General features: G+C 72.8%; 14 protein-coding genes, 1 tRNA gene, 1 pseudogene and 1 riboswitch. Of the genes and pseudogenes, 9 read left to right on the top strand and 7 right to left on the bottom strand.

The window, feature by feature from the left end; all coding sequences use genetic code 11:
* The first annotated feature begins 67 nt into the window (after window positions 1-67).
* Both F9278_RS22395 and cyaB read left to right on the top strand, forming a co-directional pair.
* On the top strand, window positions 68-2,503 hold the full coding sequence (locus F9278_RS22395; RefSeq protein ID WP_193241584.1) for a beta-alanine-activating enzyme beta-propeller domain-containing protein: 2,436 nt from the start codon (window positions 68-70) through the stop codon (window positions 2,501-2,503).
* Window positions 2,504-2,645: 142 nt separating this feature from the next.
* Window positions 2,646-3,209, top strand: a complete 564-nt coding sequence (gene cyaB, locus F9278_RS22390; RefSeq protein ID WP_152169939.1) for a class IV adenylate cyclase — start codon at window positions 2,646-2,648, stop codon at window positions 3,207-3,209.
* Window positions 3,210-3,308: 99 nt separating this feature from the next.
* On the opposite strand, the gene F9278_RS22385 is transcribed toward cyaB, so the two are convergent.
* Together F9278_RS22385 and F9278_RS22380 are read right to left on the bottom strand one after the other, a co-directional pair.
* Window positions 3,309-3,382: transfer RNA gene (locus F9278_RS22385), tRNA-Met, on the bottom strand.
* Between the two features lie 206 nt (window positions 3,383-3,588).
* Window positions 3,589-4,755, bottom strand: coding sequence for a dihydrofolate reductase family protein (locus F9278_RS22380; protein ID WP_152169938.1), 1,167 nt, complete (start codon window positions 4,753-4,755; stop codon window positions 3,589-3,591).
* 66 nt (window positions 4,756-4,821) lie between these two features.
* Here F9278_RS22380 and F9278_RS22375 point away from each other — a divergent pair.
* The 5 genes and pseudogenes from F9278_RS22375 to F9278_RS22350 all read left to right on the top strand — a co-directional run.
* Window positions 4,822-5,352 (top strand): annotated as a pseudogene (locus tag F9278_RS22375) (MarR family winged helix-turn-helix transcriptional regulator); the annotation flags it as partial.
* A 310-nt stretch (window positions 5,353-5,662) separates the two neighbouring features.
* Window positions 5,663-6,313, top strand: a complete 651-nt coding sequence (locus F9278_RS22365) for a GTP cyclohydrolase II (RefSeq protein WP_152169937.1) — start codon at window positions 5,663-5,665, stop codon at window positions 6,311-6,313.
* A 222-nt stretch (window positions 6,314-6,535) separates the two neighbouring features.
* Entirely contained in the window at window positions 6,536-7,666 is a 1,131-nt protein-coding gene (locus F9278_RS22360; RefSeq protein WP_152169936.1) for a PP2C family protein-serine/threonine phosphatase, read from the top strand.
* Between the two features lie 309 nt (window positions 7,667-7,975).
* Window positions 7,976-8,137, top strand: a riboswitch (cyclic di-AMP (ydaO/yuaA leader).
* 10 nt (window positions 8,138-8,147) lie between these two features.
* A complete protein-coding gene (locus F9278_RS22355; RefSeq protein WP_152169935.1) occupies window positions 8,148-9,215 on the top strand; it encodes a M23 family metallopeptidase in 1,068 nt (355 codons plus the stop codon).
* A gap of 239 nt (window positions 9,216-9,454) precedes the next feature.
* Window positions 9,455-10,399 carry an aldo/keto reductase gene (locus tag F9278_RS22350; RefSeq protein ID WP_152169934.1) on the top strand — a complete coding sequence of 315 codons (945 nt, stop codon included), beginning with the start codon at window positions 9,455-9,457 and terminating at the stop codon, window positions 10,397-10,399.
* A 458-nt stretch (window positions 10,400-10,857) separates the two neighbouring features.
* Here F9278_RS22350 and F9278_RS22340 read toward each other — a convergent pair whose 3' ends face one another.
* The 4 genes from F9278_RS22340 to F9278_RS22320 form a co-directional block, all read right to left on the bottom strand.
* Window positions 10,858-12,237, bottom strand: a complete 1,380-nt coding sequence (locus F9278_RS22340; RefSeq protein WP_152169933.1) for a PrsW family intramembrane metalloprotease — start codon at window positions 12,235-12,237, stop codon at window positions 10,858-10,860.
* Window positions 12,238-12,416: 179 nt separating this feature from the next.
* Window positions 12,417-13,232: a tRNA (guanosine(46)-N7)-methyltransferase TrmB gene (gene trmB, locus F9278_RS22330; protein WP_152169931.1), complete on the bottom strand. Its 816-nt coding sequence runs from the start codon at window positions 13,230-13,232 to the stop codon at window positions 12,417-12,419.
* A gap of 313 nt (window positions 13,233-13,545) precedes the next feature.
* Window positions 13,546-14,757 carry an L-2-hydroxyglutarate oxidase gene (lhgO, locus tag F9278_RS22325; RefSeq protein ID WP_152169930.1) on the bottom strand — a complete coding sequence of 404 codons (1,212 nt, stop codon included), beginning with the start codon at window positions 14,755-14,757 and terminating at the stop codon, window positions 13,546-13,548.
* A 213-nt stretch (window positions 14,758-14,970) separates the two neighbouring features.
* A complete protein-coding gene (locus F9278_RS22320; RefSeq protein ID WP_152169929.1) occupies window positions 14,971-16,395 on the bottom strand; it encodes an MFS transporter in 1,425 nt (474 codons plus the stop codon).
* 747 nt (window positions 16,396-17,142) lie between these two features.
* Here F9278_RS22320 and F9278_RS22315 point away from each other — a divergent pair.
* Window positions 17,143-19,230: an asparagine synthase-related protein gene (locus tag F9278_RS22315; protein WP_152169928.1), complete on the top strand. Its 2,088-nt coding sequence runs from the start codon at window positions 17,143-17,145 to the stop codon at window positions 19,228-19,230.
* 223 nt (window positions 19,231-19,453) lie between these two features.
* Window positions 19,454-22,966: a BTAD domain-containing putative transcriptional regulator gene (locus F9278_RS22310; protein WP_152169927.1), complete on the top strand. Its 3,513-nt coding sequence runs from the start codon at window positions 19,454-19,456 to the stop codon at window positions 22,964-22,966.
* Between the two features lie 4 nt (window positions 22,967-22,970).
* Here F9278_RS22310 and F9278_RS22305 read toward each other — a convergent pair whose 3' ends face one another.
* Window positions 22,971-24,845 carry a sigma-70 family RNA polymerase sigma factor gene (locus F9278_RS22305; RefSeq protein WP_152169926.1) on the bottom strand — a complete coding sequence of 625 codons (1,875 nt, stop codon included), beginning with the start codon at window positions 24,843-24,845 and terminating at the stop codon, window positions 22,971-22,973.
* Window positions 24,846-25,193 lie beyond the last annotated feature (348 nt).

The following is a 25,193-nucleotide window of genomic DNA, read 5'->3' as shown; positions in this document are numbered from 1 at the left end:
TGTCGCGGACATCATGGACGAGAAGGCATCCGGGGGTGGATTGCCCTCAGAAGGGGGCAGGGGGCCCATGGCGCAGGCGTTGGAGAGCGGTGACCCGCGGCAGGTGGGGCCGTACCGGATCGTGGGGCGCCTCGGTGCGGGCGGGATGGGGCGGGTCTATCTCGGATTGTCGCCCGGCGGGCGTGCGATCGCCGTCAAGACCATTCGGCCCGAGCTGACCCACGACCCCCAGTTCCGGCAGCGGTTCGCCCGGGAGGCGGCGGCCGCGCGGGCCGTCAGCGGGGCCTTCACGGCCGCGGTCGTGGACGCGGATCCGTACGGGGACCCGCCGTGGCTCGCCACCGTCCATGTCGCCGGAATCTCGCTCGACGACACCATCGCCCGCCACGGACCGCTGCCCGAGTCCTCGGTGCTCGCCCTGGGCGCCGGGCTGAGCGAGGCGCTCCAGGCCATTCACACCGCGGGCCTCGTCCACCGGGACCTCAAGCCCTCCAATGTGCTGCTGGCCCCCGACGGCCCCAAGGTGATCGACTTCGGGATCGCGATCGCCGCCGGGTCGAGTTCGCTGACCCGCAGCGGCGCCGTCATCGGCACCCCCGCGTACATGTCGCCCGAGCAACTGACGGGCGGCCGGGCCGGTACGGCCGCCGATGTGTTCGCCCTCGGTGGCGTACTCGTCTTCGCCGCCACCGGCGAGGCCGCCTTCGGGTCCGGCCCCTCGCTCGGCGTCGGCTACCGGGTCGTCCACGACGAGCCGGGCCTGTCCGCCGTCCCCATGGGGCTGCGGACCCTCCTCGGCCGGTGCCTCGACAAGGATCCGGACCGCCGGCCCACCGTCGCGGAACTGCTCGCCGAGTTCGCCGCCCGTATCCTCCCGGCGCCCGACGCGCGATACGGCACGGACACCGTGACCCTCGCCCTCCACGGCGACGCCTGGCTCCCCGCCTCCGTGGCCTCCTCGGTACGACGCGCCGGGGAGGCGGGAGGGGCGGGCGCGGCAGGAGGTGTGCCGGTTCCGGGGGTGTCGGACGCGCAGGAGGCGTACGAGGAGGAGGCGTACGAGGAGGAGACGTACGAGGAGGAGACGTACGAGGAGGAGACGTACGAGGAGGAGACGTACGAGGGGGAGGCGTACGAGGGGGAGGCGTACGAGGAGGCCGTGGACCCTCGCGTGTCCATCGACCCCCGCGTGCCCGCGGAGCCTCGCGTGCAGCCAGGCCGCCTCGGGCAGCCATGGGCACCGGAGCAGCCACAGCGGTCGGGGCCTTCGCGCTCCGAGCCCTCTCGGCCCGAGCCCTCTCGCTCCGAGCCCTCTCGGCCTGTTCCCGGCGCGGTCGGTGCGCCTCCGACCCGGCGTCGGGTGCTGGCCGCGCTCGCCGGGGTGGGGGGCGTCGCCGCCGTGGGCGTGGGGACGTATCTGCTGGGGCGGGGCGATCAGGACCCCGACGACGGTTCGGACAACGGCAGTGGCAACAGCAATGACACCGGCAATGACACCGGCAATGACAACGACACCTTGAAGGACCCGGACGGCGTGTCCGCCCCGGGCAAGCTCAGATGGAAGCGCGGTACCGGAGGCCCGGTCGCGCCCGCCCTCCTCGCCACGAACGGGCTGGTGTACGCGGGCAGCAAGGACGGGAGCATGTACGCCCTGGACGCCGAGACCGGCAAGCCGCGCTGGCAGTTCAGCACGGGCAACGGCGTCTACACCTGCCCCGCCGTGGCCGGCGGTCTGGCCTACTTCGGCAGCGCCGACTACCACCTCTACGCCGTCGACGTCAGGACGGGCGAGCAGCGCTGGCAGTTCAGCGCCGGTGGGGAGGTCAACTCCTCACCCGTGGTCGCCGGGGGAGTGGTCTACGCGGGCAGCGACGACGGACGGCTGTACGCCGTGGACGCCGGCTCCGGCGACCGGAAGTGGACGTTCGCCGCCGGGGGCCGGATCCGCTCCTCCCCGGTCGTCGCCTGGAACAAGGTCTACGTCGGCAGCGAGGACGCCCGGCTCTACGCCGTCGACGCCGCGACCGGCGAACGCGCCTGGGCCTTCGAGACCGACGGCGACGTCAAGTCCTCACCGGCGGTCGCCGACCGCGTCGTCTACGTGGGCGGCTACGACGGCAACCTGTACGCCGTCGACTGCGACACCGGCGAACTCCGCTGGACCTTCGCCACCCGTGGCGGAGTCGGCTCCTCGCCGACCGTGTCCGGCGGAGTCGTCTACGTCGGCAGCGACGACGGCAATCTGTACGCCGTGGACGCGGTCACCGGCAAGCAGAAGTGGAAGTTCACCGTCGGCGCGATCGTCTACTCCTCACCGACCGTCCTCGGCGACGACGTGTACGTCGGCAGCAAGAACGGCAACCTCTACGCCGTACGGACCGACACCGGCAAGTCCCGGTGGACGTACCGCACGGGCGCGGACATCCGCTCCTCGCCCACGGCGACCGACGCCACGGTCTACGTCGGCAACGACAGCGGCACGGTCTTCGCGGTCAGCCGCTGACCCCGCCCCCACCGATCACCAGGGCCCCACCTCGCCCACCACACATCCATGCCTCGGCCACCGGGACGCTCGCGGGAGACAGTTTGGAGAGAGCTGTGGGGACAGAGGTGTGGGGAGAGGGGTGTGGGGAGAGGGGTGGGGCGTGATCGAGGCGGAGTTGAAGGCTCGGGTCCGGGTGCCGGAGGCGGTCGCGCGGGCGCTCGACGAGCGGGCCGAGGGCAGGTCGGAGACCTATCAGGACACGTACTACGACCTGCCGGACGGCGGCCTGCGCGCGCGGGACGAGGAGCTGCGGCTGCGGTTCCTGGTGAACCACGGCACGGGCGACCGGCGGACCCTGCTCACCTTCAAGGCGGCGACGGTGGACGAGGCGTCCGGTTCGAAGCCCGAGTACGAGACACACGTCGGGGACTCGCGGACCGCGCACGCCATCCTCGAACACCTCGGCTATGAAACGGCGATCGTGTTCGAGAAGCACTGCCGCAGCCACGCGTTCGAGGCGTACGGCCGCCCCATGCTCGCCACCCTCGTACGGGTTCCCGAGCTGGACGGCACGTTCCTGGAGATCGAGACCCTGGTCGAGGAGGAGTCCGAGGTCACAGCGGCCCTCGACGACATCCGCGCCGTACTGGACGACCTGGGCATCGCCCCGGGGGATCTCACCCGCGAGCTGTACACGGACGCGGTGGCGGCGGCCCGCCGGTGAGGTGGCCCGCCGGTGAGGTGGACCGCGCCGACGGGGCGGCGCGCCACGCAAAACACCTGGGGCCGGAATCCTCATCGGATTCCGGCCCCAGGCCTTCAGTAGCGGGGACAGGATTTGAACCTGCGACCTCTGGGTTATGAGCCCAGCGAGCTACCGAGCTGCTCCACCCCGCGTCGTTGAAACCAGTGTACGCCATCCGCGGGACCCGAAGCACACGGGTTAATGCCGGCCGGTGCTCGCCGGGGGTTCACCCGGTTGCCCAAACGTTTGTTAGGCCCTGCCCTAACGTTTGTTAGGCGGACCAAACGTTTGTTAGACACCGGCCAAACGTTTGAGCAAGCCCCACCAAACGTTTGTTAGGCCCCGACCAAACACTTGCTCAACCAGCCAAATGTTTGTTAGGCGCCTTCGCCGCCCCCTCATACCCCTCCACCACCACAACCACAGCCCCCTCCGCCGCCAACACCGCGTTCCCCGCCGCCGCGTCCACCACGAACGTGTCCGGCTCTCTCCAGGCCGTGACGACGCGGCGGATGCCCGCGTCGAGGACGAGCCGGGCGCAGGGTGTGGGCCGGGAGGCGCGGCGGGCGCATGGTTCCAGGCTGCTGTAGACCGTGGCGGAGGCGAGGCGCGGATCGGCGGGGTCCATCTTGGCGAGGGCGGCCTCCTCGGCGTGGACCACGGGGTCGCCGCCCTCGCGGGAGTGGCCGCGGGCCAGTTCCGTACCGTCCGCCGCGACCACGACCGCGCCCACACTGAACGCGGTCCGTGAGGGCGGGCACTCGGCGGCCAGTTCGCAGGCCAGGGCCAGCCAGTGCCGGTCGGCGGGGGAGGCGGCCGGGCCGGTGCCGGGGACGCTGGGCGCGTACCGGATGAGGACGATGTCGCCGACCGGCCGGGTCTCCAGCAGCCGCAGCCGGCTCTTCGGCCCCCCGGGGTAGGCGCCCGTCCCGAACAGCCGTGGCGCGTCGGCCTCGCCCACGAAGATCGGCGCGACGGCCAGCTGCACCTCGTCCGCGAGCCCCTGCTGGAGCAACTGGGTGTGCACCCGGCCGCCGCCCTCCACCATGAGGCGCCGGACACCGCGTACGTCGCCGAGGTGGTCGAGGACGGCCGACCACTCCAGTTCGGGGCCGACGGGGACCACGTCCGCGCCGTTCGGTCCGGTAGGCAGGCCCGCCGCGCGCAGCCGCTCCAGCCGTTCCGCGCCCTTGTCCGTCGTGTACACGACCTTCTCGCCGCCGGTGTGCCAGAACCGTGCCGCCGGGTCGAGATCGCCGGTGGCGCTGACGGTGACCTTCAGCGGGTACTCCGGGAGCCCGGCGGCGACCCGGGCCGCGCGCCGCTCGGGGGAGTTGACCAGTAGCCGGGGGTTGTCGGTGCGCAGGGTGCCGGCGCCGATCAGGATGGCGTCGCTCGCCGCCCGCACCTCGTCGACCCGGTCGAAGTCGGCCGGGCCGGAGAGCAGTAGCCGTTCGGGCCCGGTGTCGTCCAGGTAGCCGTCGAGGGAGACGGCGGCGGACAACAGGACGTAGGGCTGGGGCATGGGCGGCGCTCCCTGATGAGGACGGCGGGGTTGGTTCAAGTTTTAAACAATAACTACACTGTAAATATGACGACCCGCTGGCTCACCCCCGAGGAACAGCGTGCCTGGCGTGCCTACGTGGCCGCGAGCTCACTCCTCGAGGACGCGCTCGACCGGCAGCTCCAGCAGGAGGCCGGCCTGCCGCACCTCTACTACTCCGTGCTGGCCGCCCTCTCCGAGGCGCCCGAACGCCGGATGCGGATGACCGATCTCGCCGAGCACCAGAAGATCACCCGCAGCCGGCTGACGTACGCCGTGACCCGGCTGGAGAAGGACGGTGTGGTGCGGCGCGAGGACTGCCAGTGGGACAAGCGGGGCAGTGTCGCCGTGCTCACCGACAAGGGCATGGCCCTGCTGGAGCGCACGGCGCCGGGTCATGTCGAGACGGTCCGCAAGGCGGTCTTCGACCATCTCAGCCCTGAGCAGATCGGCCAGTTCGAGGAGATCTGCGCGGCCATCGCGGGCGCGATCCAGGGCGACGACCCGAGGGCGTCGACCGGCTCCGAAGACCTGCCGTGGCGCCGCCGAGCATGCCCGTCGAGCCAGTCCGGTCACTCAGGTAACCCCAGTAACCCCAGTAACCCCGGTAACCCCGGTAACCCCGGTAACCCCGGTAACCCCGGTAACCCAGGTAACCCAGGTAACCCAGGTAACCCAGGTAACCCAGGCCAGTCGGGCCAGTCGGGCCAGTCGGGCCGCTAGGCCGACCCGGCCGCGGGGGCACCGCGAAAAACCCTCCCGCTGTTGCGGGAATGTGAGGCCGCCCCAATCCGGTTGCTTGAAATTTGAAGCACGGGTTAGAGTCGCTGCGAGCGCTGTGCTTCAAAACTGAAGCACAGCGACGCCCGCACCAGGACCGGAGAACCGCATGCCCGACTTTCCCGCTGCCACCCCGCGTGCCCGCGTCCGGGTACCGCTGCGTTTCCAGGACGGCTACGGCGTCGACGCCGAACTGGTCACCTTCCACGGCCTCGTCGACGAGCAGGAGCACCTGGCGATCGTCCTCGGTGACCCCGACCCGGGCACGGCCCCGCTGGTCCGGCTGCACTCCGAGTGCCTGACCGGCGATGTCTTCGGCTCGGCCCGCTGCGACTGCGGCCCGCAGCTGCGCGAGGCGGTGGAGCGGATAGCCGACCGCGGCGGTGTCCTCCTCTACCTCCGCCAGGAGGGCCGGGGCATCGGCCTCTACAACAAGCTCGACGCGTACGCCCTCCAGGACCAGGGCCTCGACACCTACGAGGCGAACGCGGCGCTCGGCCTGCCGGAGGACGCCCGCGACTACACGGCGGCGGCCCAGATGCTCGGTGCCCTCGGCATCGACGAACTGGACCTGCTCTCCAACAACCCCGACAAGGCGCGGCAACTCCGCGACCTGGGCGTCGGCGTCCGCCACCGCGTCCCCACGGGTGTCTTCACCACCGCGCACAACGTCCGCTACCTCCGCGCGAAGGTCCTCCAGACGCAGCACACCCTGCCGTTGCCGGAACTGACGGGCCTCACGGGCCTGACAGCCGGCTGACAAACCCCACCCGCGCCCCCGCCAGGGCCTGTCTCACAATTCCCGCCTGCCTCGCGACGCCATGCACGCTCCCCCACTCTCGGCTTCGCTCGACCGGGAGGTACCCCCACGACGCCGCGACGCCGCCCTCCGGGCGACGACGGGAATTGTCAGACAGGCCCTAGCTAGCCCACTCGGCCCCGCCGAGTAGCCCGGTTCCCGGCCGCCGGAAACCCTGTATCCGTGGGGCAGCGAGAGGGCGCGGAGGGCGTGAGGGAGCCGGGCGGGTGGCGGTTCTCGTACGCCCGTGCGCTCGTCCGCGTCGTCCCCGCACTGCTGATCGCCATCGGCCTCTTCTACGACCACTTCACCCCGAGCGAGTTCACGGCGGTCCCCTTCTTCACCGCCGCGCCCCTGGTGGCGGCCCCGCTCTTCTCGCTGCACGGCACGGTGATCACCGGCGTCGTCTCGGTCGCCGGCATCACCGCCGTACGGATCGTCTACGACGACGCGGGCCATGTGGACGCGATCACCGAGATCGCCACGGTGGCCACCGTCGCCGTACTGGCCGTACTGATCAACCGTCTCGTCCGCCGCAGCGACGCCCGGCTCGCGACCGCCCGGGAGATCGCCGAGGCGGCGCAGCGGGCCGTACTGCCGGTGCCGCAGGAGCGGATCGGCGGGCTGGAGATCGCCGCGCGGTACGAGGCGGCGCAGGCCGGGGCGTCGATCGGGGGCGATCTGTACGCGGTGCAGGACTCGCCCCACGGCGTACGGCTGGTCGTCGGCGATGTGCGCGGCAAGGGGCTGGGGGCGGTGTCGGCGGTGGCGGTGCTGATCGGCGCGTTCCGGGAGGCGGCCGAACAGGAGTCGACGCTCGAGGCGGTGGCCCAGCGGCTGGAACGGGCACTGGCCCGCGAGAGCACCCGGCGGGAGGCCGCGCGCCGGGACGCGGCGGTGAAGTACGAGGGGTTCGTGACGGCCGTACTGGCGGAGTTCCCGCACGGCGCCGGCCGCGCCCGGATCGTCAACCGGGGCCATCCGTCCCCCCTGCTGCTGTACGCCGACGGCACCCTGCGCACCCTGGACGCCCCGCGGCCCGCGCTCCCGCTGGGCATGCAGGACCTGGCCACCTGGCCCGACCGCGCGGAGGAGACCGACTTCCCGCCCGGCGCCACGCTGCTCTTCCACACCGACGGCCTCTCCGAGGCGAGGGACGCGCGAGGTGTCTTCTACGACCCGGCCGCCCGCCTGTCCGGCCGCGCCTTCTCCACCCCGGACGCCCTGCTGACGACCCTGGCGGAGGAGGTGCGCCGGCACACGGGCGGCCGTACGACGGACGACATGGCCCTCTTGGTGGTCCACCGCCCCTGACACACACGTCCCTCCGCACACCCGCCCCCGCACACACGTCTCTCACGTCTCTCACATCTCGCGCCTCCCATCTGTTCGATGTCACCGAGCGTGCCCGTCCGACCGTCCTGCGTATAACAACTGACGTACCGTCAGGACAACTGTTACTCGTGAGTCAATGCCAACTCGCCCGTTTTCGGCCCCTCATGACCCGTAAAGTCCAGCGCGAAAGCCGGAACGATCATTCGGAACAGCTTGGAATGGAGCACTCGTGTCTATTAACGTTCGATAACGCAGCGCGGTCGTCCCAGCCGTCACAAGAGACGGCTCCGTGCTCACGCGCCGAATCCCGCAAGGGAACCGGGGAACCACCACCCTGGGGTGAATCGCACGGAAACCGCCGTGGCAGTACGCACGTCCGGTTTACGCGCGTAGGAGACCTTCCTGCTCCGAACCCGTCAGCTAACCCGGTAGGCGAGGAGGAAGGAAGGAGTACGCCCACGTGGCGTCGAACCGGTCCGCGACCGAAGCCCCGTTCGTGCCGACCCAACGCGAAGGCGAGAGCCAGACGTTCGGTTACGGCAGCTACAGCAGCGACAACGAGGGCCCCTGGCAGGAGTGGAATCCCAGCGAGGACACCCTGCGTCCCGTTCGCGGCCGGCACCGTGTCGCCAAGCCGCGCGGCGTACTCGCCCGTGGCGGACTGGCCCGCAGCTCCACGGTTCTCGGCGTCGGTGTCATAGCCGCCGTCAGCGGAGCCGGTATGGCGAGCGCGCAGTCCGGCAAGGCCCCGGTCTCCATCTCGATGCCCGACATGCCGAACGTCGGCTCGGTCTTCGAGGACGAGCCCGAGGCCGAGACGCCGGAGCCCGAGGCCTCCACCTCCCCGCTCAGCAACGCCGGTCTGATCGCCACCGACACCGCCCAGGGCACGGCGGACGCCGGTGAGGCGCTGCGCGCCCGGATCATCGCGCAGGCCGAGTCCCAGCAGGACGCGTTCGACAAGGCCGCCGCCGAGGCCGCCCAGACCGCCGCCGCGGACAAGGCCGCCGAGCAGGCCGCCAAGGAGAAGAAGGAAGCCGAGGCCAAGGAGGCCGCCGCCGAGAAGAAGGCGGCCGAGGAGGCGGAGAAGAAGAAGGAAGCTGAACGCATCGCGGCCCTCGCGGGCCAGTTCACGCTTCCCACCTCCTCCTACACCCTCACCTCCACCTTCGGCCAGGCGGGCCCGTACTGGTCCTCCGGCTACCACACCGGCCTGGACTTCGCGGCCCCCACCGGCACCCTGATCAAGGCCGTCGGCAGCGGCACGATCACGCAGGCCGGCTACGAGGGCTCGTACGGCTACAAGACCGTCCTCACCCTCGATGACGGCACCGAGATCTGGTACGCCCACCAGTCCTCCATCGGCGTTAGCGTCGGCCAGAAGGTCACCACCGGCGACGTCATCGGCCGCGTGGGCGCCACCGGCAACGTCACCGGCGCCCATCTCCACATGGAGGTCCACCCCGGCGGCTCGGCCAGCGGCATCGACCCGGCGGCCTGGCTCCGCAGCAAGGGCGTCACCCCGTAGGACCACCCCCGCTCCCCGGAGCACAACAACAACGACGCCGCGCGGGCCACGGGCCTACGCGGCGTTCGCCATGCCGGGGCGAGACGGGACGGTAAGAGGACGAGGCACCCCTCCCCCTCCCCCTCCCCCTCCCCCTCTCCCCCTCTCTCCCCCCCTCTCTCCCCTTCTCTCTCCTCCCTTCACGTGCTGTTCATGGTGGGGCGGAATGCGAGGGTCCGGGCCGGGGGTTGACGCCCTACATGACTTCTCTTCGCAAGCTGGGCACGTCCGACATCGAGGTCTTCCCGCTCTCCCTCGGGGGCAACGTCTTCGGCTGGACGGCGGACGAGGCACAGTCCTTCGCCGTCCTCGACGCCTACAAGGCGGCCGGGGGCAACTTCGTCGACACGGCCGACGCCTACTCGGCGTGGGTGGAGGGCAACGAGGGCGGTGAGTCCGAGCGGATCATCGGCAAGTGGGTCAAGGCTCGCGGCAACCGCGCCGACGTGGTCATCGCGACCAAGGTGAGCCAGCACCCCGAGTACCCGGGCCTGACGGCGGCCAACATCAAGGCCGCGGCCGACGCCTCCCTCGCCCGCCTCGGCACGGACTACATCGACCTCTACTACACCCACTTCGACCAGCCCGAGGTGCCCGTCGAGGAGATCATCACCGCCCTCGACGAGCTGGTGAAGGCCGGCAAGGTCCGCGCGATAGCCGCGTCCAACATCACCCCCGAGCGCCTGAAGGCCTCCCTGGACTTCTCGGCCGCCGAGGGCCTGGCCCGCTATGTCGCCCTCCAGCCCCACTACAACCTGGTCTCCCGCGACACCTACGAGGGCGCCCTCCAGACCGTCGCCGCCGACGCGGGCCTCTCCGCCGTCCCGTACTTCGGCCTGGCCAAGGGCTTCCTCACGGGCAAGTACCGCCCCGGCACGACCGTCGACAGCCCCCGGGCGGCGGGCGCGGGTGCCTACCTCGAAACGCCGACCGGTACGCGGGTCCTCGCCGCGCTCGACGAGATCGCCGAGGCCCGGGGTGCCGCCCACGCGACCGTGGCGCTGGCCTGGCTCGCCGCCCAGCCGACCGTCGCCGCCCCCATCGCCTCCGCCCGCACCCTCGACCAACTCCCGGCCCTCCTGGCCGTCCCCGACCTCACCCTGACCCCCGAGGAACTGACCCACCTGACCAAGGCATCGGCGTAACTCCGACCCAACTCCGCGTACGTCCGCCTACGACAGCGTACGTCCGCCTATGGCCGCGTACGTCCGCCTACGACAGCGTACGTCCGCCTACGACAGCGTACGTCCGCCTACGACAGCGTACGTCCGCCTACGGCCGTCGGGATCCGCCTCTCGTTGCACATGGCACCCGGCGGCCGGTGCCGGGCCGAGCCGGGTCGCGCGACCCGGCGCTCACGGGGCACCGCCTGCGCCCACCCGTGCCGCCCCAGCGGCACGATTGCCCGCGGCTATAGCCGCGGGCACCCCGTACGGCGGGTCAGGGGCGTACGGCGAGAAGGGGGCGTGTCGGGGGGTGTCCGCCCGCAGCGGTTGGCGCGTCAACTCGTCCCACTTCTCAGCCAACCGATTCCGCGCCGTTCCGAGGACGGACACCCCCCGGCGCGCCCCCGACCCACCCACGCCCCCACGCCCCCACGCCCCTAGGACCGATACGGGTTGTACACGGCATAAGCCGACACCCCGTAGCCCACAGGCTGCGGATACCCCGACCCATACCCGCCGTACCCGTACCCACCGCCGTACCCGTACCCACCGCCGTACCCGTACCCACCGCCGTACCCATACCCGGACCACCCCCCGGCCCCCACCTCCCGCCCCGCAAACCCCATGGCCGACCGAGCCACCTCCCGCCTCCGCCACAGCTCGAACAACAACTCCCGCTCCCGCAGAGCGAAGTCACCCCCGGCCCACCCCCGCCGCCCCCGCCGCCGCAGAAACGCCAACCGCGTCGCGTACACCTCGTACTCGGCGATCGACCGCGCCCCCGCCTTCCCGAAGTGATGCGCCGCATACTCCCGCGCCACCCGCCGAGCCCGCATCGACCCCAGCACGAACGGCTCGGCCGGCGTCAGCCACCCCGCCGCCGCATACGCCGGCAACTCCTCCCGCACGGTCCGCAACTCCCGCTGCCGAGCCCAGATCACCAACCACGTCAGCAACCCGAACGCCGGCACCATGAACGCCGCGTACACCGCGAAGAACCCGTACTCCCCGAACGTCGCCGACCCGTTCCACACCGCGTGCATCCCCATGGCGAGCACCAGCCCCACCACCGGCACGAGCACCCGCCGCCCCCGCTGCCACTCCGCGGAGAACGCCGCGATCCCGAACCCGATCCCGGTCAGCACGGTGAACAGGGGATGCGCGAACGGCGACATGATCACCCGCACGAAGAACGTGGCGGCGGTGACCGACGCCAGCCCGCTCCCCCCACTGAGCTGATCCGTCCCGAACGCGGTGCCCAGGTACAAAATATTCTCGGTGAACGCGAACCCGGTCGCGGTGAACCCCGCGATCACCACCCCGTCCACGATCCCGGTGAAGTCCCGCCTGCGGAACAGGAAGACGAGTAAGACGGCCGCGGCCTTGGCGGTCTCCTCCACCACGGGCGCTATGACGGTGGCGCCGAGCGTGTCGGCATGCGTGGGATCGGCGGTTGCCGTGGCTATCCACCGCGTGGCGAAACTGTTCGCCACGATGGCTATCAGCGCCGCCGCGCACGCCCCCCAGGCGAACGCGAACACCAGGTTCTTCCAGGGTCCCGGCTCCACCCGGTCCAGCCACCGGAACGCGGCCATCAGCAACGGCACGGGCAGCACCGCGAGCCCCAGCCCGACAAGGAACCCCTCCGTGCCGGTCTGTTCCCGGACGAGCGCGAGGATGACGAGCCCGGAGAGCCCGAGCAGCCCTATCAGCGCCGTGTATCTGACGCTCTTCCGCTGCCACCAGCGCGTGGGCCTGAACACATACCCACCGGCCGGGCCGCTGGGGTGCGTCGGGTAGGGGGGACTGGTGGCCATTACATCGACCCTAACGAGGAAGGGACGCCGCCCGCGACGGCGCGTGGTACGCCCAGCCGGACCGCACCTGTCGGCACCGCACCTGTCGGCACCGCACCTGTCGGCACCGCACTTGTAGGCACCGCACCTGTCGGCACCTGTCGGAACCGCACTGCCGGCACCCTGCGGCACCCGTCGGCTCAGCCGCAGCCGGACTCGGGCTGCTGTACGCGGCGGAAGAGCAGATCGTTCACCACATGACCCTTGTCCAGTCCCTGTCCCTCGAAACGGGTCAGCGGCCGGAACCCGGGACGTGGCGCGAACCCGCCGTCGGCCCGGGTGTTCTCGAACTCGGGGTGCGCGGTCAGCACTTCGAGCATCTGCTCGGCGTACGGCTCCCAGTCCGTCGCGCAGTGCACGATCGCCCCCGCCCGGAGCCGTGACGCGACGAGCGTGAGGAACTCCTCCTGGATCAGCCGCCGCTTGTGGTGCCGCTTCTTCGGCCAGGGGTCGGGGAAGTAGACCCGCAGCCCGGACAGCGAGTCGGGCGTGAGCATCTCCCGCAGCAGGATGATGGCGTCCCCATTGGCCACCCGCACATTGGACAGCCCGTCCAGGTCCGCGAGGTTCAGCAGGTTCCCCTGGCCCGGCGTGTGCACATCCACGGCGAGCACATTGGTCTCCGGGTCGTCGGCGGCCATCCGCGCGGTGGCCTCGCCCATCCCGAACCCGATCTCCAGCACGACGGGCTTCTCGTCCCCGAACAGCCGGCCGAGGTCCAGCGCCCGCCCGTCGATGTCGAGCCCCCACTTGGGCCACAGCCGCTGCAACGCGTCCGCCTGCCCGGTCGTCACCCGGCTCCGCCGAGGCTGGAAACTCCTGATCCGCCGCTCGAAATGCGAGCCGGCGGGATCGGGCTTGGGCCCATCGGGGAACCGAGGCTCACCCTTGCCCCGGGCATGCCGAAGGGAGGCACCGGGGGTGCGGGACTCAGGGGAATTGGCGGAGTCAGACACAGTGCCCCGATTTTACGGCGCCGTGGAACCCACCGGTGCGCCGAGCCCACGCAGCCCCGGCAAGGCGGAGCCCACCCACCCCCGGCAAGGCGGAGCCCACCCACCCCCGGCAAGACGTAGCCCACCCACCCCCGGCAAGGCGAAGCCCACCCACCCCCGGCAAGGCGGAGCCCACCCACCCCCGGCAAGACGTAGCCCACCCACCCCCGGCAAGGCGAAGCCCACCCACCCCCGGCAAGGCGGAGCCCACCCACCCCCGGCAAGATGGAGCCCCCCGCAAGGCTGAGCCCACCCACCCCCGGCAGCGATCCCCTCACACCTGAGCCAACACCGCCAACGCCCGCCTCCCCACCTCCCGCCCGATCGGCAGCGAAGCCGTGGCCGCGGGCGAAGGCGCGTTCAGCACATGCACCGCCCGCGCGCCCTCCCGGATCAGGAAGTCGTCCACCAGCGTCCCGTCCCGCAGTACGGCCTGCGCCCGCACCCCCGCCGCCGCAGGCACCAGATCGCCCTCGGACACGGCCGGCAGCAGCCGCCGTACCGCCCCGGTGAACGCCTTCTTCGACACGGACCGCCGAAGCTCGCCCGCCCCGTACCGCCAGTGCCGCCGCGCTATCCGCCAGGACCCGGGCCAGGCCAGCGTCGCCCCCAGCTCCCGCATCCGTACGGTCCCCCACCCGTACCCCTCGCGGGCCAGCGCGGGCACCGCGTTGGGCCCGATGTGCACACCCCCGTCGATCCCCCGGGTCAGATGCACCCCGAGGAACGGGAACGCCGGATCGGGCACCGGATACACGAGTCCACGGACCAGCTCGGGCCGCGCCAGCTCGTAGTACTCCCCCCGGAACGGCACGATCCGCATCCCGGGCTCGTCCCCGGTCATCCGGGCCACCTCGTCGCAGCGCAGCCCGGCGCAGTTCACCAGCACCCGTCCCCGTACGACGTCACCGCCCCGGATCCGGACGGCGACCCCCAGCGAGGCCCGCCGGTCGATGCGCTCGACCTGGGCGCCGTAGCGGATCTCGGCGCCGGAGGCGCGCGCGAGCTGCCGGGCGACCTCCACGAAGTCGCAGATCCCGGTGGTGCCGACATGTATGGCCGCGAGTCCGCGCACCTCCGGCTCGTACTCGGCGATCTGGGCGGCGCCCAGCTCCCGCACCGGAATCCCGTTCTCCCGCCCGCGCTGCACCAGGGCGTGCAGCCGGGGCAGCTCGGACCGCTCGGTGGCGACGATCAGCTTCCCGGTGACGGCGTGGTCGATGCCGTACTCGGCGCAGAACTTGACCATCTCGGCGGCGCCCTTGACCGCGTACCGCGCCTTCAGCGACCCCGGCCGGTAGTAGATCCCGCTGTGGATGACGCCGCTGTTCCGCCCGGTCTGGTGCCGGGCCGGGCCCGGTTCCTTCTCCAGCACGGTGACCCGCGTGCCCGGCGCGGCCCGCGTGATCGCGTACGCCGTCGACAGCCCGACGATCCCGCCGCCGACCACGAGCACATCGCAGTCGTACGCGCCCTGCCTCCGCACGCGCCCCACCTCCCGACTCCGATAGTGCACTGCACCACTGACAATGCCCTCAAACCCGGAAGGAGTCTTCATGACCCCGGTCACGCGCCCTGAAAGAGGCGCGGGCGCGGGGCCGTATCGACATGCGGCTCCGCCGCGTGGGCGCGACCAGCCACGAACAATCCGCAGCCGCCGAACAAGGAGCAACCCGGCAGACGAGTAGGCACCCCAAACCTAGGCCGGCGTCATCAACAACGGCCGAGCCCTCTCCCGCAGCTCGATCACCCGCGGCTCATCCCCGTACGGCTCCAGCCGATGCAGAAGATCCTTCACATACTCGGTGGTGCGCGCGGACGAGATGCGCCCCGCGACCTCCACCGCCCGCACCCCCTGCTCGCACGCAGCATCGAGATTGCCGGACTCCAGCTCCGCGACCGCCGACACGACCAGCCGCAGCCCGTGCGAGCGTACGAACTCCTCCGTCGGCCGCGACAGCGCCTGCTCGGTGAAGCGGCGCACCTGACGCGGCGCCTTGAGGTCGCGGTAGCACTCCGCCGCGTCCGCGGCGAACCGGTCGTAGCCGTAGAACCCGAGCCAGGTCGGATCGTGGTCGCCGTCCCGGGCCCGCTCCAGCCACCCCTCGGCGGCCTTGAGGGCCGCCCCGGCGGCCACCGCGTCGCCCGCGCGCGCGTGCGCCCTCGCCTCGACGAGCCGGAAGAAGCTCATCGTGCGCGCGGTGGCCAGCCCCCGGTTGCGTTCGAGTGCGGCCTGCGCGAGATCGACGCCCTCGTCGCCGAAGCCCCGGTAGGTCGCTTGCAGCGACATGGTGGCGAGCACATACCCGCCCAGCGGCACGTCGGCCGCGGCCCGCGCGAGCCGCAGCGCCTGGATGTAGTACCGCTGCGCGGCCTCCTGCTGACCCGTGTCAAAGGCCATCCAGCCGGCGAGGCGGGTGAGTTCCGCGGACGCTCCGAACAGCGCGCGCCCCACTTCGTCGGAGTACGAGCCGAGCAGCAGCGGCGCCGCCTCGACCCGCAGGCACTCCGGCACCATCGACGAACGCCAGTCGCCGCCCCCGTACTTGGAGTCCCAGCGCCTGGCGTCCTCGGCGGCCTCCCGCAGCTTCCGCACATCGCTGTGGCCGACTTTCAGGGGCGACCCGGAGCCCTCCGCGGAGCCCGCCTCGCGCGCCACCGAACTGTCGGCCGGGGTTATGAGCCAGCGTGAGGCGGGGGTCGCGTACGCGCTCACCGCGAACGATCCGGCGAGGGACTGCCAGATGCCGCCGGTGCCCGCGCGGCGGCCGGCGAGGTCGAGGCGGTACAGCTCCGTCGCCGCGCGCACCGCCTGTCCGACGTCACGGGGGAAGGCGAGGCCCACTTCGGGGGCGGGATCCGCGTCCGCCAGGCCGATCTCGTGGAGCGGCACCGGGCGGCCGAGCTTCTGGCCGATCGCGGCCGCGATGAGGTGGGGCGCGGCGCCTTGCGGCACCATGCCCTTCGACACCCAGCGCGCCACCGACGTCTTGTCGTAGCGAAGTGTCAGTCCTCGCTGGGCGCCAAGGTCGTTGACGCGACGAGCGAGTCCTGCGTTGCTGATTCCCGCGAGGGCGAGAACGGCGCCGAGCTTTTCGTTCGGCCCGCGTTGCTCCCTGGACATTGCGCCACCCCTCGAACAGACGGCTGCCGCGGCGGCATAGGCACGCGGCATTCGTAAACCCAGCGTAGTTCGCCGCATCCCAAGCGTTAAGGGGCCCAAATCCGGATGGCGGGATTGTGGTCCGTACGAATTTGCGGGCGAAGTACGGAGTGTTGTCACGTGCTCCCGTTGTGTGGCCGTGCGCCTGTCCGTGCGCTCTTCTCCGGCCATCGGGGGAGCGGTTCCATGGTCTTGCGTGGGTCGGCCCGCTGTACTGGATCCAGTGGGCTGGGGGACACCGCCGCCTACATCCCCGCGGGCGGCGGACCGGTCCGGGAGGCGAACTCCGCCTCCCGGACTGTGTGTTGACGCTGTGTCGTCATCGGGGGTGGTACGGAGCGCGGGTCGACTTCGCCCTGCGGGGCCGATTTGGCCGAAAATCGACGGTGGTTGTCGAGGGTGAATACCGCTCCGACCACGTCTGTTGAGGGCGCGTTGGATGTTTTGGGGGAGCGTACCGGGGGCGCATTCACGTCGTAGACCCGGGGTCCGCCTTTGTCGACCACTCCGCCTCCACCCTTCCTCCCTCCCTCTCCGACCTCTCGTCCAGGGCGACTTGAGGGTGTGACGGGGGAGCACTGGAGGCTCCCCAGGGGCGCATTTGCCGGTGCGCAAGCCGCGCCGCACGCCCTCCGGCAAGCCTCCTTCGTGGCAGCATGGGGACCGTTCGTACGGTGCACCGGTTGTCCACAGCCTGTGGAGGCGTCGATGCGGTGGTTGGTGGGATGGAGCAGTACCGCCGCTGGCGCGCCCGCCTTCGGTTCCGCCGGGGCCACCGGACTCGACGGCGAGACCGTGCATCCGGTCGGCTCGCACCTCCTGTGGGGAGACCCCGATCCACTGTGGGCCGTCGGCGACTGGCGCCCCGACGAGGTGCGGGTCGTACAGGCCGACGCCCAGACGCGCATCGCCGTCCTCGGTATCTGCGGCGCCTCCGACGAGCAGCTGCGCGTGGGCCTGTTCGCCGCGCGCGGCGGCGCCCTGCGCCATCTCACCGCCTGGCCCGGCAGCTACACCGCCGTCGTCCAGGTCGGCCGCCGGCTGACGGTCTGCGGCGACCTCGCGGGCGCGCGCCCGGTCTTCTACACCCCCTGGTCGGGCGGCACGGCGTACGCGACGGCCGCACTGCCGCTGGCCGACCTCATCGAGGCCAACCTCGACTTCGGGCATCTGGCCGCCCTGCTGGCCGCCCCCGACGTACCGGACGCCCTCCACGACTCCACCCCGTACGACGGCGTGCGCCGCATTCCCCCGGGGCACGCACTGATCCTGCGCGCCGGGGCGCGAGAGATCGCCGGCTACGAGCCGGTCGCCTCCCTCGCGGTCGCCGCCCCCTCCGCCGACCCGGCCAGCGCGGTGGACGCCGTCCGCGACGCCCTCGTGGAGTCCGTACGGGTGCGCCTGTCCGCCCCCCGGCACGTGCCCGACGTCGACCCCGGCCCGGTCCCCGGCATGGGCCCCGCCGAGCGCCGCGCCGCCCGGGGCATGCCCGTCCCCGGCATCGGCGCCGATGTCTCCGGCGGCCCCGCCTCCGGCACCCTGGCCCTGCTCGCCGCGGGCCTCCCCGGCGCCCCCGGCACGGTCCTCGGCCACGGCACGGGCGCCGGCGAACGCCTCCTCGCCGTCACCTTCAACGATCTGGCCACCTCCGGCCGCGAGACCGAACTGGAGCGCGCGGGCACGCTCGCCGCCAACCCCCGCCTCCACCACGTGGTCGTGACGGGCGGCGAGGAGGTCCTCCCGTACGCCGACCTCGAAGTCCCCCTGACCGACGAGCCGGGCCCCTCCCTGGTGACGGCCGCCCGCCATCGCGCCCGTCTCGCCTCCGGCAGCGCGGACCACTTCACCGGCTACGGCGCCCGCCAGGTCCTGGACGCCCACCCCGCCCGCCTCGCCGACCTCCTGATGGACCGCAAGCGCCGCCACCTCGTCCGCCCGGTCGCAGCCCTCGCCCGCGCCGACGGCTCGGTGATGGTCCCCGCGCGCGTGTACAGCGCCGCGCGCAAGCTGTCCCGCACCCCGTACCGCTCCGGCGTCGAGGTCCTCGCCACCCGTCTGATGCAGCGCCGCTTCGAGGAGCCGGGCGGCGCGGTGGGCGCCTCGCTCGCCGCCCTGACATGGGCCAGACCGGGCCCCGCCGCCCGCTGGCTCACCGGCGAGGCATTGGCAGAAGTATCGATTCGCCTGGGCGCGACGACGGGCCGCCCCTCCGTCGGCCCCGGCCAGCGCCCCGGCGACTTCCGCGCCCGAGCGGCCCTGGCCCGGTACGCCACCGACATCCGCGTCCTCGAACAGGCCGCGGAGGTCCGCTCCCAACGCCTCCACACCCCCTTCCTCGACAACCAGGTCGTCCGCGCCTGCCGCGCCCTCCCCGAGGCCCTGCGCGTCCAGCCGGGCGCCCGCGCCGCGATCCTGCGTACGGTCCTGGAGGGCGCCGGCGTCACCGACCTCCCGCCCGGCTGGGGCGCCCCCTCCCACGCCAGCTCCCACGCCGCCGCCCGCACCGGCCTCCGCGTGGCCGCCGACACTCTCATCACCCTCTTCGACACCCCCCTCCTCGCCCAGGCGGGTCTGGTGGAGGCCCGAGTCGTCCGCAAGGCCCTGCGCGCCGCCGCCGAGGGCGAACCCCTCCCCCTGGACGGCCTCGCCGACCTGGTCGCCCTCGAACTCTGGCTGCGCCGCCTCCTCTCCCGCCGAGGCACCTGCTGGACAGGCACCCCCGCCGGACAACGAGCCGTACCGGCAGGCATCACCCCCCAGAGGGGAGCCCTGGGCGCGGGGGCGACGCGCCCCTGAGGGGCGCGGGGAACCGCGCGACAAGCCACGACGAACGCGAAGGAACGGACCCACCCAGGCCCCCATCCCACGGCGGGGGCCTGGGGGCGGCAGCCCCCAGAAGAAGGGCCCCGAGGGGCGCCGAAGGGGGGCGAAGGAGCACAGCCCCTGGAGGACGGGACGGGTAGGGGCGGCGGGGGCGAAATCCCCTCCCACCCCCGACGGACAAGGCGAGAATGACCCGGTGCGGTACAAGATCCTGGGAACAACCCACGCGGAGGACGACCACGGCACCCCCATCCCCCTCCCCGGCCCCCGCCTACGCGCCCTCCTCACCGCCCTGGCCCTCCGCCCGAACCACCCCGTCCCCACCCCCACCCTCATCGACGAGATCTGGCCGGACACCCCACCCGAGGACGCCCCCGCCGCCCTCCAGGCCCTGGTCGCCCGCCTCCGCCGCGCCCTCGGCAGACCCGCCATCACCTCGGAACCCGGCGGCTACCGCCTGGCCACCACCCCCACCGCCGTGGACCTGCACACCTTCGAACGCCTGGTCGGCGAAGCCAAGAACGCCCTCGGCCACGACGACCCCGCGACCGCCGCCACCACCCTCCGCGAGGCCCTCACCCTCTGGCGCGGCCCCGCCCTCGCCGACCTCCCCGACCGCACCGCCGCCACCCGCCCGGAGGCCCTGCGCACGGAGGCCCTCCGCACCCGTATCGACGCGGACCTACGACTCGGCCGCGCCCCCGACGTCGTACCGGAACTCCGCGAACTGACCGCCGCGCACCCCCACGACGAGCCCCTGCACGCCCTCCTGGTCCGGGCCCTGCACGCGACGGGCCGCACGGCGGAAGCCCTGACGGCCTACGAGCAGCTGCGCCGCACCCTCCGCGAATCCCTGGGCACGGACCCGTCCACGGACCTGAGGACCCTCCACCGCACCCTGCTCACCCCCCAGAACCCGGAACCCGCGCCCACCCCCACCCCCACTCCTCCCGCCGCTCCCTCCCCCTCCCCCTCCCCATCCCCATCCCCCTCCCCCTCCCTCTCCCGAACCGGCAACCTCCGGCACCGCCTGACGTCCTTCGTCGGCCGGGAACCCGAACTCGAAGCGATCCGTGCCGACCTGGGCGGCTCCCGTCTGGTCACCCTCACCGGACCGGGCGGCTCCGGGAAGACCCGCCTGGCCGAGGAGGCCGCCACCGGCCACCCCGAGGCCTGGCTGGCCGAACTGGCCCCGCTCGACAGCCCGGAGGCGGTACCGGGCGCGGTGCTCAGCGCCCTGGGCCTGCGCGAGACCGCGCTGATCACCCACGACCCGCATCTCTCGTACGACCTGACGCCCCCGCAGGACGACCCGCTCACCCTGCTCGTGGAGCACTGCGCCCGCCGGACCCTGCTCCTGGTCCTCGACAACTGCGAACATGTGATCGGCGCCGCCGCCGAGCTGGCCGAGACGCTCCTCACCCACTGCCCCGGCCTCACGATCCTCGCCACCAGCCGCGAACCCCTGGGCGTGCCCGGCGAGTCCGTACGCCCGGTGGAGCCGCTCCTTCCGGCCCCGGCCCAACGCCTTCTCGCGGAGCGCGCCGCGTCCGTACGCCCCGACGCGGACGCCGTCCTGCGCGCCGACCCCGAGGCGGTGGCGGAGATCTGCCACCGCCTCGACGGCCTTCCGCTGGCCATCGAACTGGCCGCCGCCCGGCTGCGCCTGCTCACCCCACGCCAGATCGCCGACCGCCTGGACGACCGCTTCCGACTTCTCACCTCGGGCAGCCGCACGGCCCTCCCCCGCCAACAGACCCTCCGCGCGGTCGTCGACTGGTCCTGGGACCTCCTCGACGATCCCGAACGCGCCCTCCTCCGCCAGGTCTCGGTCTTCGCCGGCGGCTGGGACCTGGAAGCGGCGGAACACGTCTGCACGGAACACGTCTGCACGGAACAGGAATCCGGTCCCGGTCCCGGCCCCGGCCCCGGCCCCGGCCCCGGCCCCGGCCCCGGTCCCGGTCCCGGTCCCGGCCCCGGCCCCGGCCCCGGTCCCGGTCCCGGCCCCGTGCCCGGCTCCGGACCGGGATCGACCGCCGACCTCCTCGGCGCCCTCGTCGACAAGTCCCTGATCGTCGCCGCGCCCTCCCTGCACGACACCCGCGTCATGCGCTACCGCATGCTGGAGACGATCCACGAGTACGCCACGGAACGCGCCGCCGAGACGCCCGCGCTCCGCGCGGCGGCCGAACACCGCCACCACACCTGGATCCTGGGCCTCCTCACCGAGGCCGACCCCCTTCTCCGCTCGGCCGACCAACTCCCCTGGATCCACCGCCTGGAGACGGACCTCGACAACCTCCGGGCCGCCCTCCACCGGGCGGTCACCGCCGCCGACGAACCGGCCGGCACCGCGCTCGCCCTCGCCGCGGGCTGGTTCTGGTGGCTGCGCAACTTCCGCCACGAGGGCACCCATTGGGTCGACCGGATCCTGGACCTGACCACGACCCCGGACGGCGCCGGCACGACACCGCCCTCGTCCCCCGACCACATCGCCGCGTTCCTCGCCGACCCCGCCCCCTCCCGGCACCCCCGCCACAGCCGGCGCGTCGCCCTGCGCCTCCTCCATCTCGCCCTGGCCGCCGAGTCGGGCCCCATCGGCGTACCGGACGACCCGAAGGCCCGCGCGTACGTGGCACGGCTGAAGCAGGAGTCCGGCCACACCGGCCCGGCCGCCGCCCGCTTCCCGGGCCTGGTCTGGCCGCTGACCGCGTACATCCTGGACGGCGCGGTCTCGGTCGACATCCGCGCGCTCATGGACGAGGCGGTCGCCAACTGCCGTGCGTACGGCGGTGACTGGGAGGTCGGCTTCACCCTGATGCTCCGCACCCACATGCTCGTCGACTCCTCCGGCAACATGCGCGGCGTCGAGGACGACCTCGCCGAACTCCGCACGATCGCCGACCGGGTGGGCGACCGCTGGATGCGCGCCCAAGTGCGCAGCGCGGCCGGCGAGGCCGCGATGACCCGTGGCGGTTTCACCGAGGCCAGGGGCGAGTACGAGGAGGCCCTGCGCCTGGCGTACGAGGTGGGCGCGAACGCGGAGGCCCCGTTCCTGATCGCCCGCCTCGGCGAGATCGCCTACCGCCTGGGCGACCGTGAGTCCGCCCTGACCGCGCTGGACGAGGCCACGGCGGCGGCCGAACGTTTCGGCGCCCCGGACTCCCGCGCGTTCGTCTGGCTCCTGCGCGCCCACATGGAGCTGGTCGACGGCGAGACCGCCCACGCCCGCGAGCTGTGGACGATGTCCGCCGAGGAGACCCTCCGGGGGACGCCCCCGCCGCAGCACCGGGCGTTCCTGGACCTGGTCGACGGCCTCCTCACGACCGCCGAGTCCGGCCCGGAGGCGGGTCTGCGCAGACTGACCGAGGCCTTCCGTACCGCCGTGGACAACCAGTGCGCCGAGACCGTCACGGCGGCCATGGCCGACAGCGCCGCGACCGTACTGTCCGGCCTCGGCGACCACCCCCGCGCGGTACGCCTCCTCGCCGCCGGCACCGCCTGGCGCGGCGAACACCCCCGCCCGCTCCCGCTCCCCGCCCAGCACGACGCCGAGCGCGCGGAGACCGCCGCCCTCACCGCCCTGGGCCCCACCCGCTACACGACCGAACAGGCCCTGGGCGCGGCCTACACCCCGTCCGACGCCTTGTCCGACCTGTCAAACGCGCTGACGATCCCCGGGAAGCCCGGGAAGGCCCCCGGCCCCTGACCCCTCACTCACAGCTGAACCGGGAGTCCGCCCAGTCCGCCAGCACCGGCAGCCCGCCGGGGCCGTGCGGCTCGACGACCAGCCGTACCGTCTCCCGGCCGCCGAGATCCACCCGCACCGGCACCGCCGGATCCCCGCCCCGCACCAGCCCGGACTTCCACAGCCGGACCCCGTCGCCGTAGACGGAGAAGAACACCTCGCCGAGGCCGTGCGTCATGTCGTCGACGCCGACGAGCGCGTCGTACGAGCCGCACCGGCGGTTGAGGTCGATGGTCACGGAGGAGCGGCCGTGCACGGTCACCCCGTTCGCGTACCGCTTCCCGGCGATCGACACCCCGTACCGCTGCCAGACCCAGCTGCTCTCCCCGAGCCGCATCTCGGGCTCGGTGCCGTCGCCGAAGGCGCCGTACCGCAGCGCGTTCCACTGGTAGACGGCCGGTGGCGCGGGCGGGGGAGGGGGCGTCGGTGTGGGGGACGGCTTCGGCGGCGCGGGAGTCGGTGTCGGCCTGGGCTTGGGCTTGGGCGTGGGTTTGGGAGTGGGGGTCGGGGTCGGCTTCACCGACGGAGCCGGTCGCACGGCCCGGGACGGTGAGGGTGACGGCTTCGGCGCCGACGACGCCTTGGACACCGGCATCACCAGCGCGGGCGCACCCGGCGCGGGCTCCTCCGGCGGCGCCGACGGCTGCGGCGCGGCCTCGACGGGCCGCGAGGCGGACGGTCCGGCCGACGGCTCCTTGGGCTTCACCTCGTCGTTCGCCAGCGCGAGCGCCACCGCCGCGGCGACCATCCCGGCCACACTCACCGCGATGCCGACCTTCGCCGGCGCCCCGAGCCCCTCCGCGGCGGCCCCACCGCCCGCGCCCGCGCCACCGAAGCCCCCGGCCGCCGCTGCGGCTCCCGCCGCCCCGGCGCCCGCGCCCCCGGCGACGAGCGCGGCCACCTTCGCGTACCCGGCCGCGCCGAACCACCCGATGACCGCGACCGGTACGACGGCGGGGATCCCGCTCGCGACCTCCTTGATCTGCCCGGCGGCCAGCCGGCACGCCGCGCACTCCTCCAGATGCGCGCGCAGCCCCCGCTCGGCCCGCGTCCGCAGCCCGCCCCGGGCGTACGCGCCGAGCCGGTCGGCGTACCGCCCGCACTCCGCCGAGTTCCCGGCGAGCGCGGCGCTCACATGGGCCTGCAGATACGCCTGCTTGAGCCCCTCCCGGGCCCGGCTGGCGAGCACCCGGGTCCCATTGGCGTCCAGCCCGAACAAGGTCGCGACATCACTCGGCGACTCGTCCTCGACCTCCGTGTGCCACAGCACGGCCTGCCAGCGCTCCGGCAGCGAACGGAACGCCCGCATCGCCATCGACTGCTCGGCCTCGTGCATCGCCCGCACCTCCGCGCCGAGATCGAGGGTGTCGGTGTCCGACACCTCGGCCCCGCGCGACGCCTGCGCCGCGAACACCGCGAAGTCGTCGACCAGCTGCTCCCGCTTCGCGGAACTCGTCCAGGTCGCCGCGACCCGTCGTACGGACGTGAGCAGATAGGCCCGTACGGCGTGCTCCGGCCCGGAGCCGCCCCGTACCGCCTGCAGCATCCGGGCGAAGACCTCGGCCGTCAGATCGTCGGCGGTGTGGGCGTCCCGGCAACAGGTGCGCGCGTACCGGCGTACGGCCTCCGCGTGACGCCGGAACAGCTCCTCGTACGCCGAGTCGTCCCCCGACCGCATCCAGGCGATCAGATCGGCGTCGGCGGGCTCACGCGGCGGCAGCACCCCGGAGTCGAACCGGTCCCACTGCGCCGGAACCCCACGCCTCCCTTGACTGGGCACCTGAGGATCCGCCTCGGCCGCCGCCTCCGACTTCGACTCGTCCCGCCCGTCAACACCCATCGCGGAAGCCCCCGCCGCCAGCCGACCCAGTCCCGAACACCAGGGCAGAGTGCCATATTGGCTTTTGTTCAGCCCCCAGCACTACGGGCATACCACTCGTCCGAGCGCACTTCCCAGACCGCGAACCACACGTTCACTCGAACGAGTAACCCGATCACGAAACCACGCCCCGCAAGGGGCGCGGGGAACTGCGCATTCTTCAGGGGCGCGGGGAACTGCGCGAGAAGCCCCGCCCACCCGCACCCGACCACGCACCCCCTCGGGGTCGAAGGGGCGGCGCCCCTGGGGATGGGAACGGGTAAGGGCGGCGGGGGCGAAAAACCCACCCCACACCGCCCCGGAGAGACC

Origin of the sequence: Streptomyces phaeolivaceus (assembly GCF_009184865.1) — a bacterium.
Lineage (GTDB): Bacteria > Actinomycetota > Actinomycetes > Streptomycetales > Streptomycetaceae > Streptomyces > Streptomyces phaeolivaceus.
The sequence above is the reverse complement of the archived record's forward strand: the minus strand, read 5'-3'. Positions and strand labels throughout refer to the sequence as shown.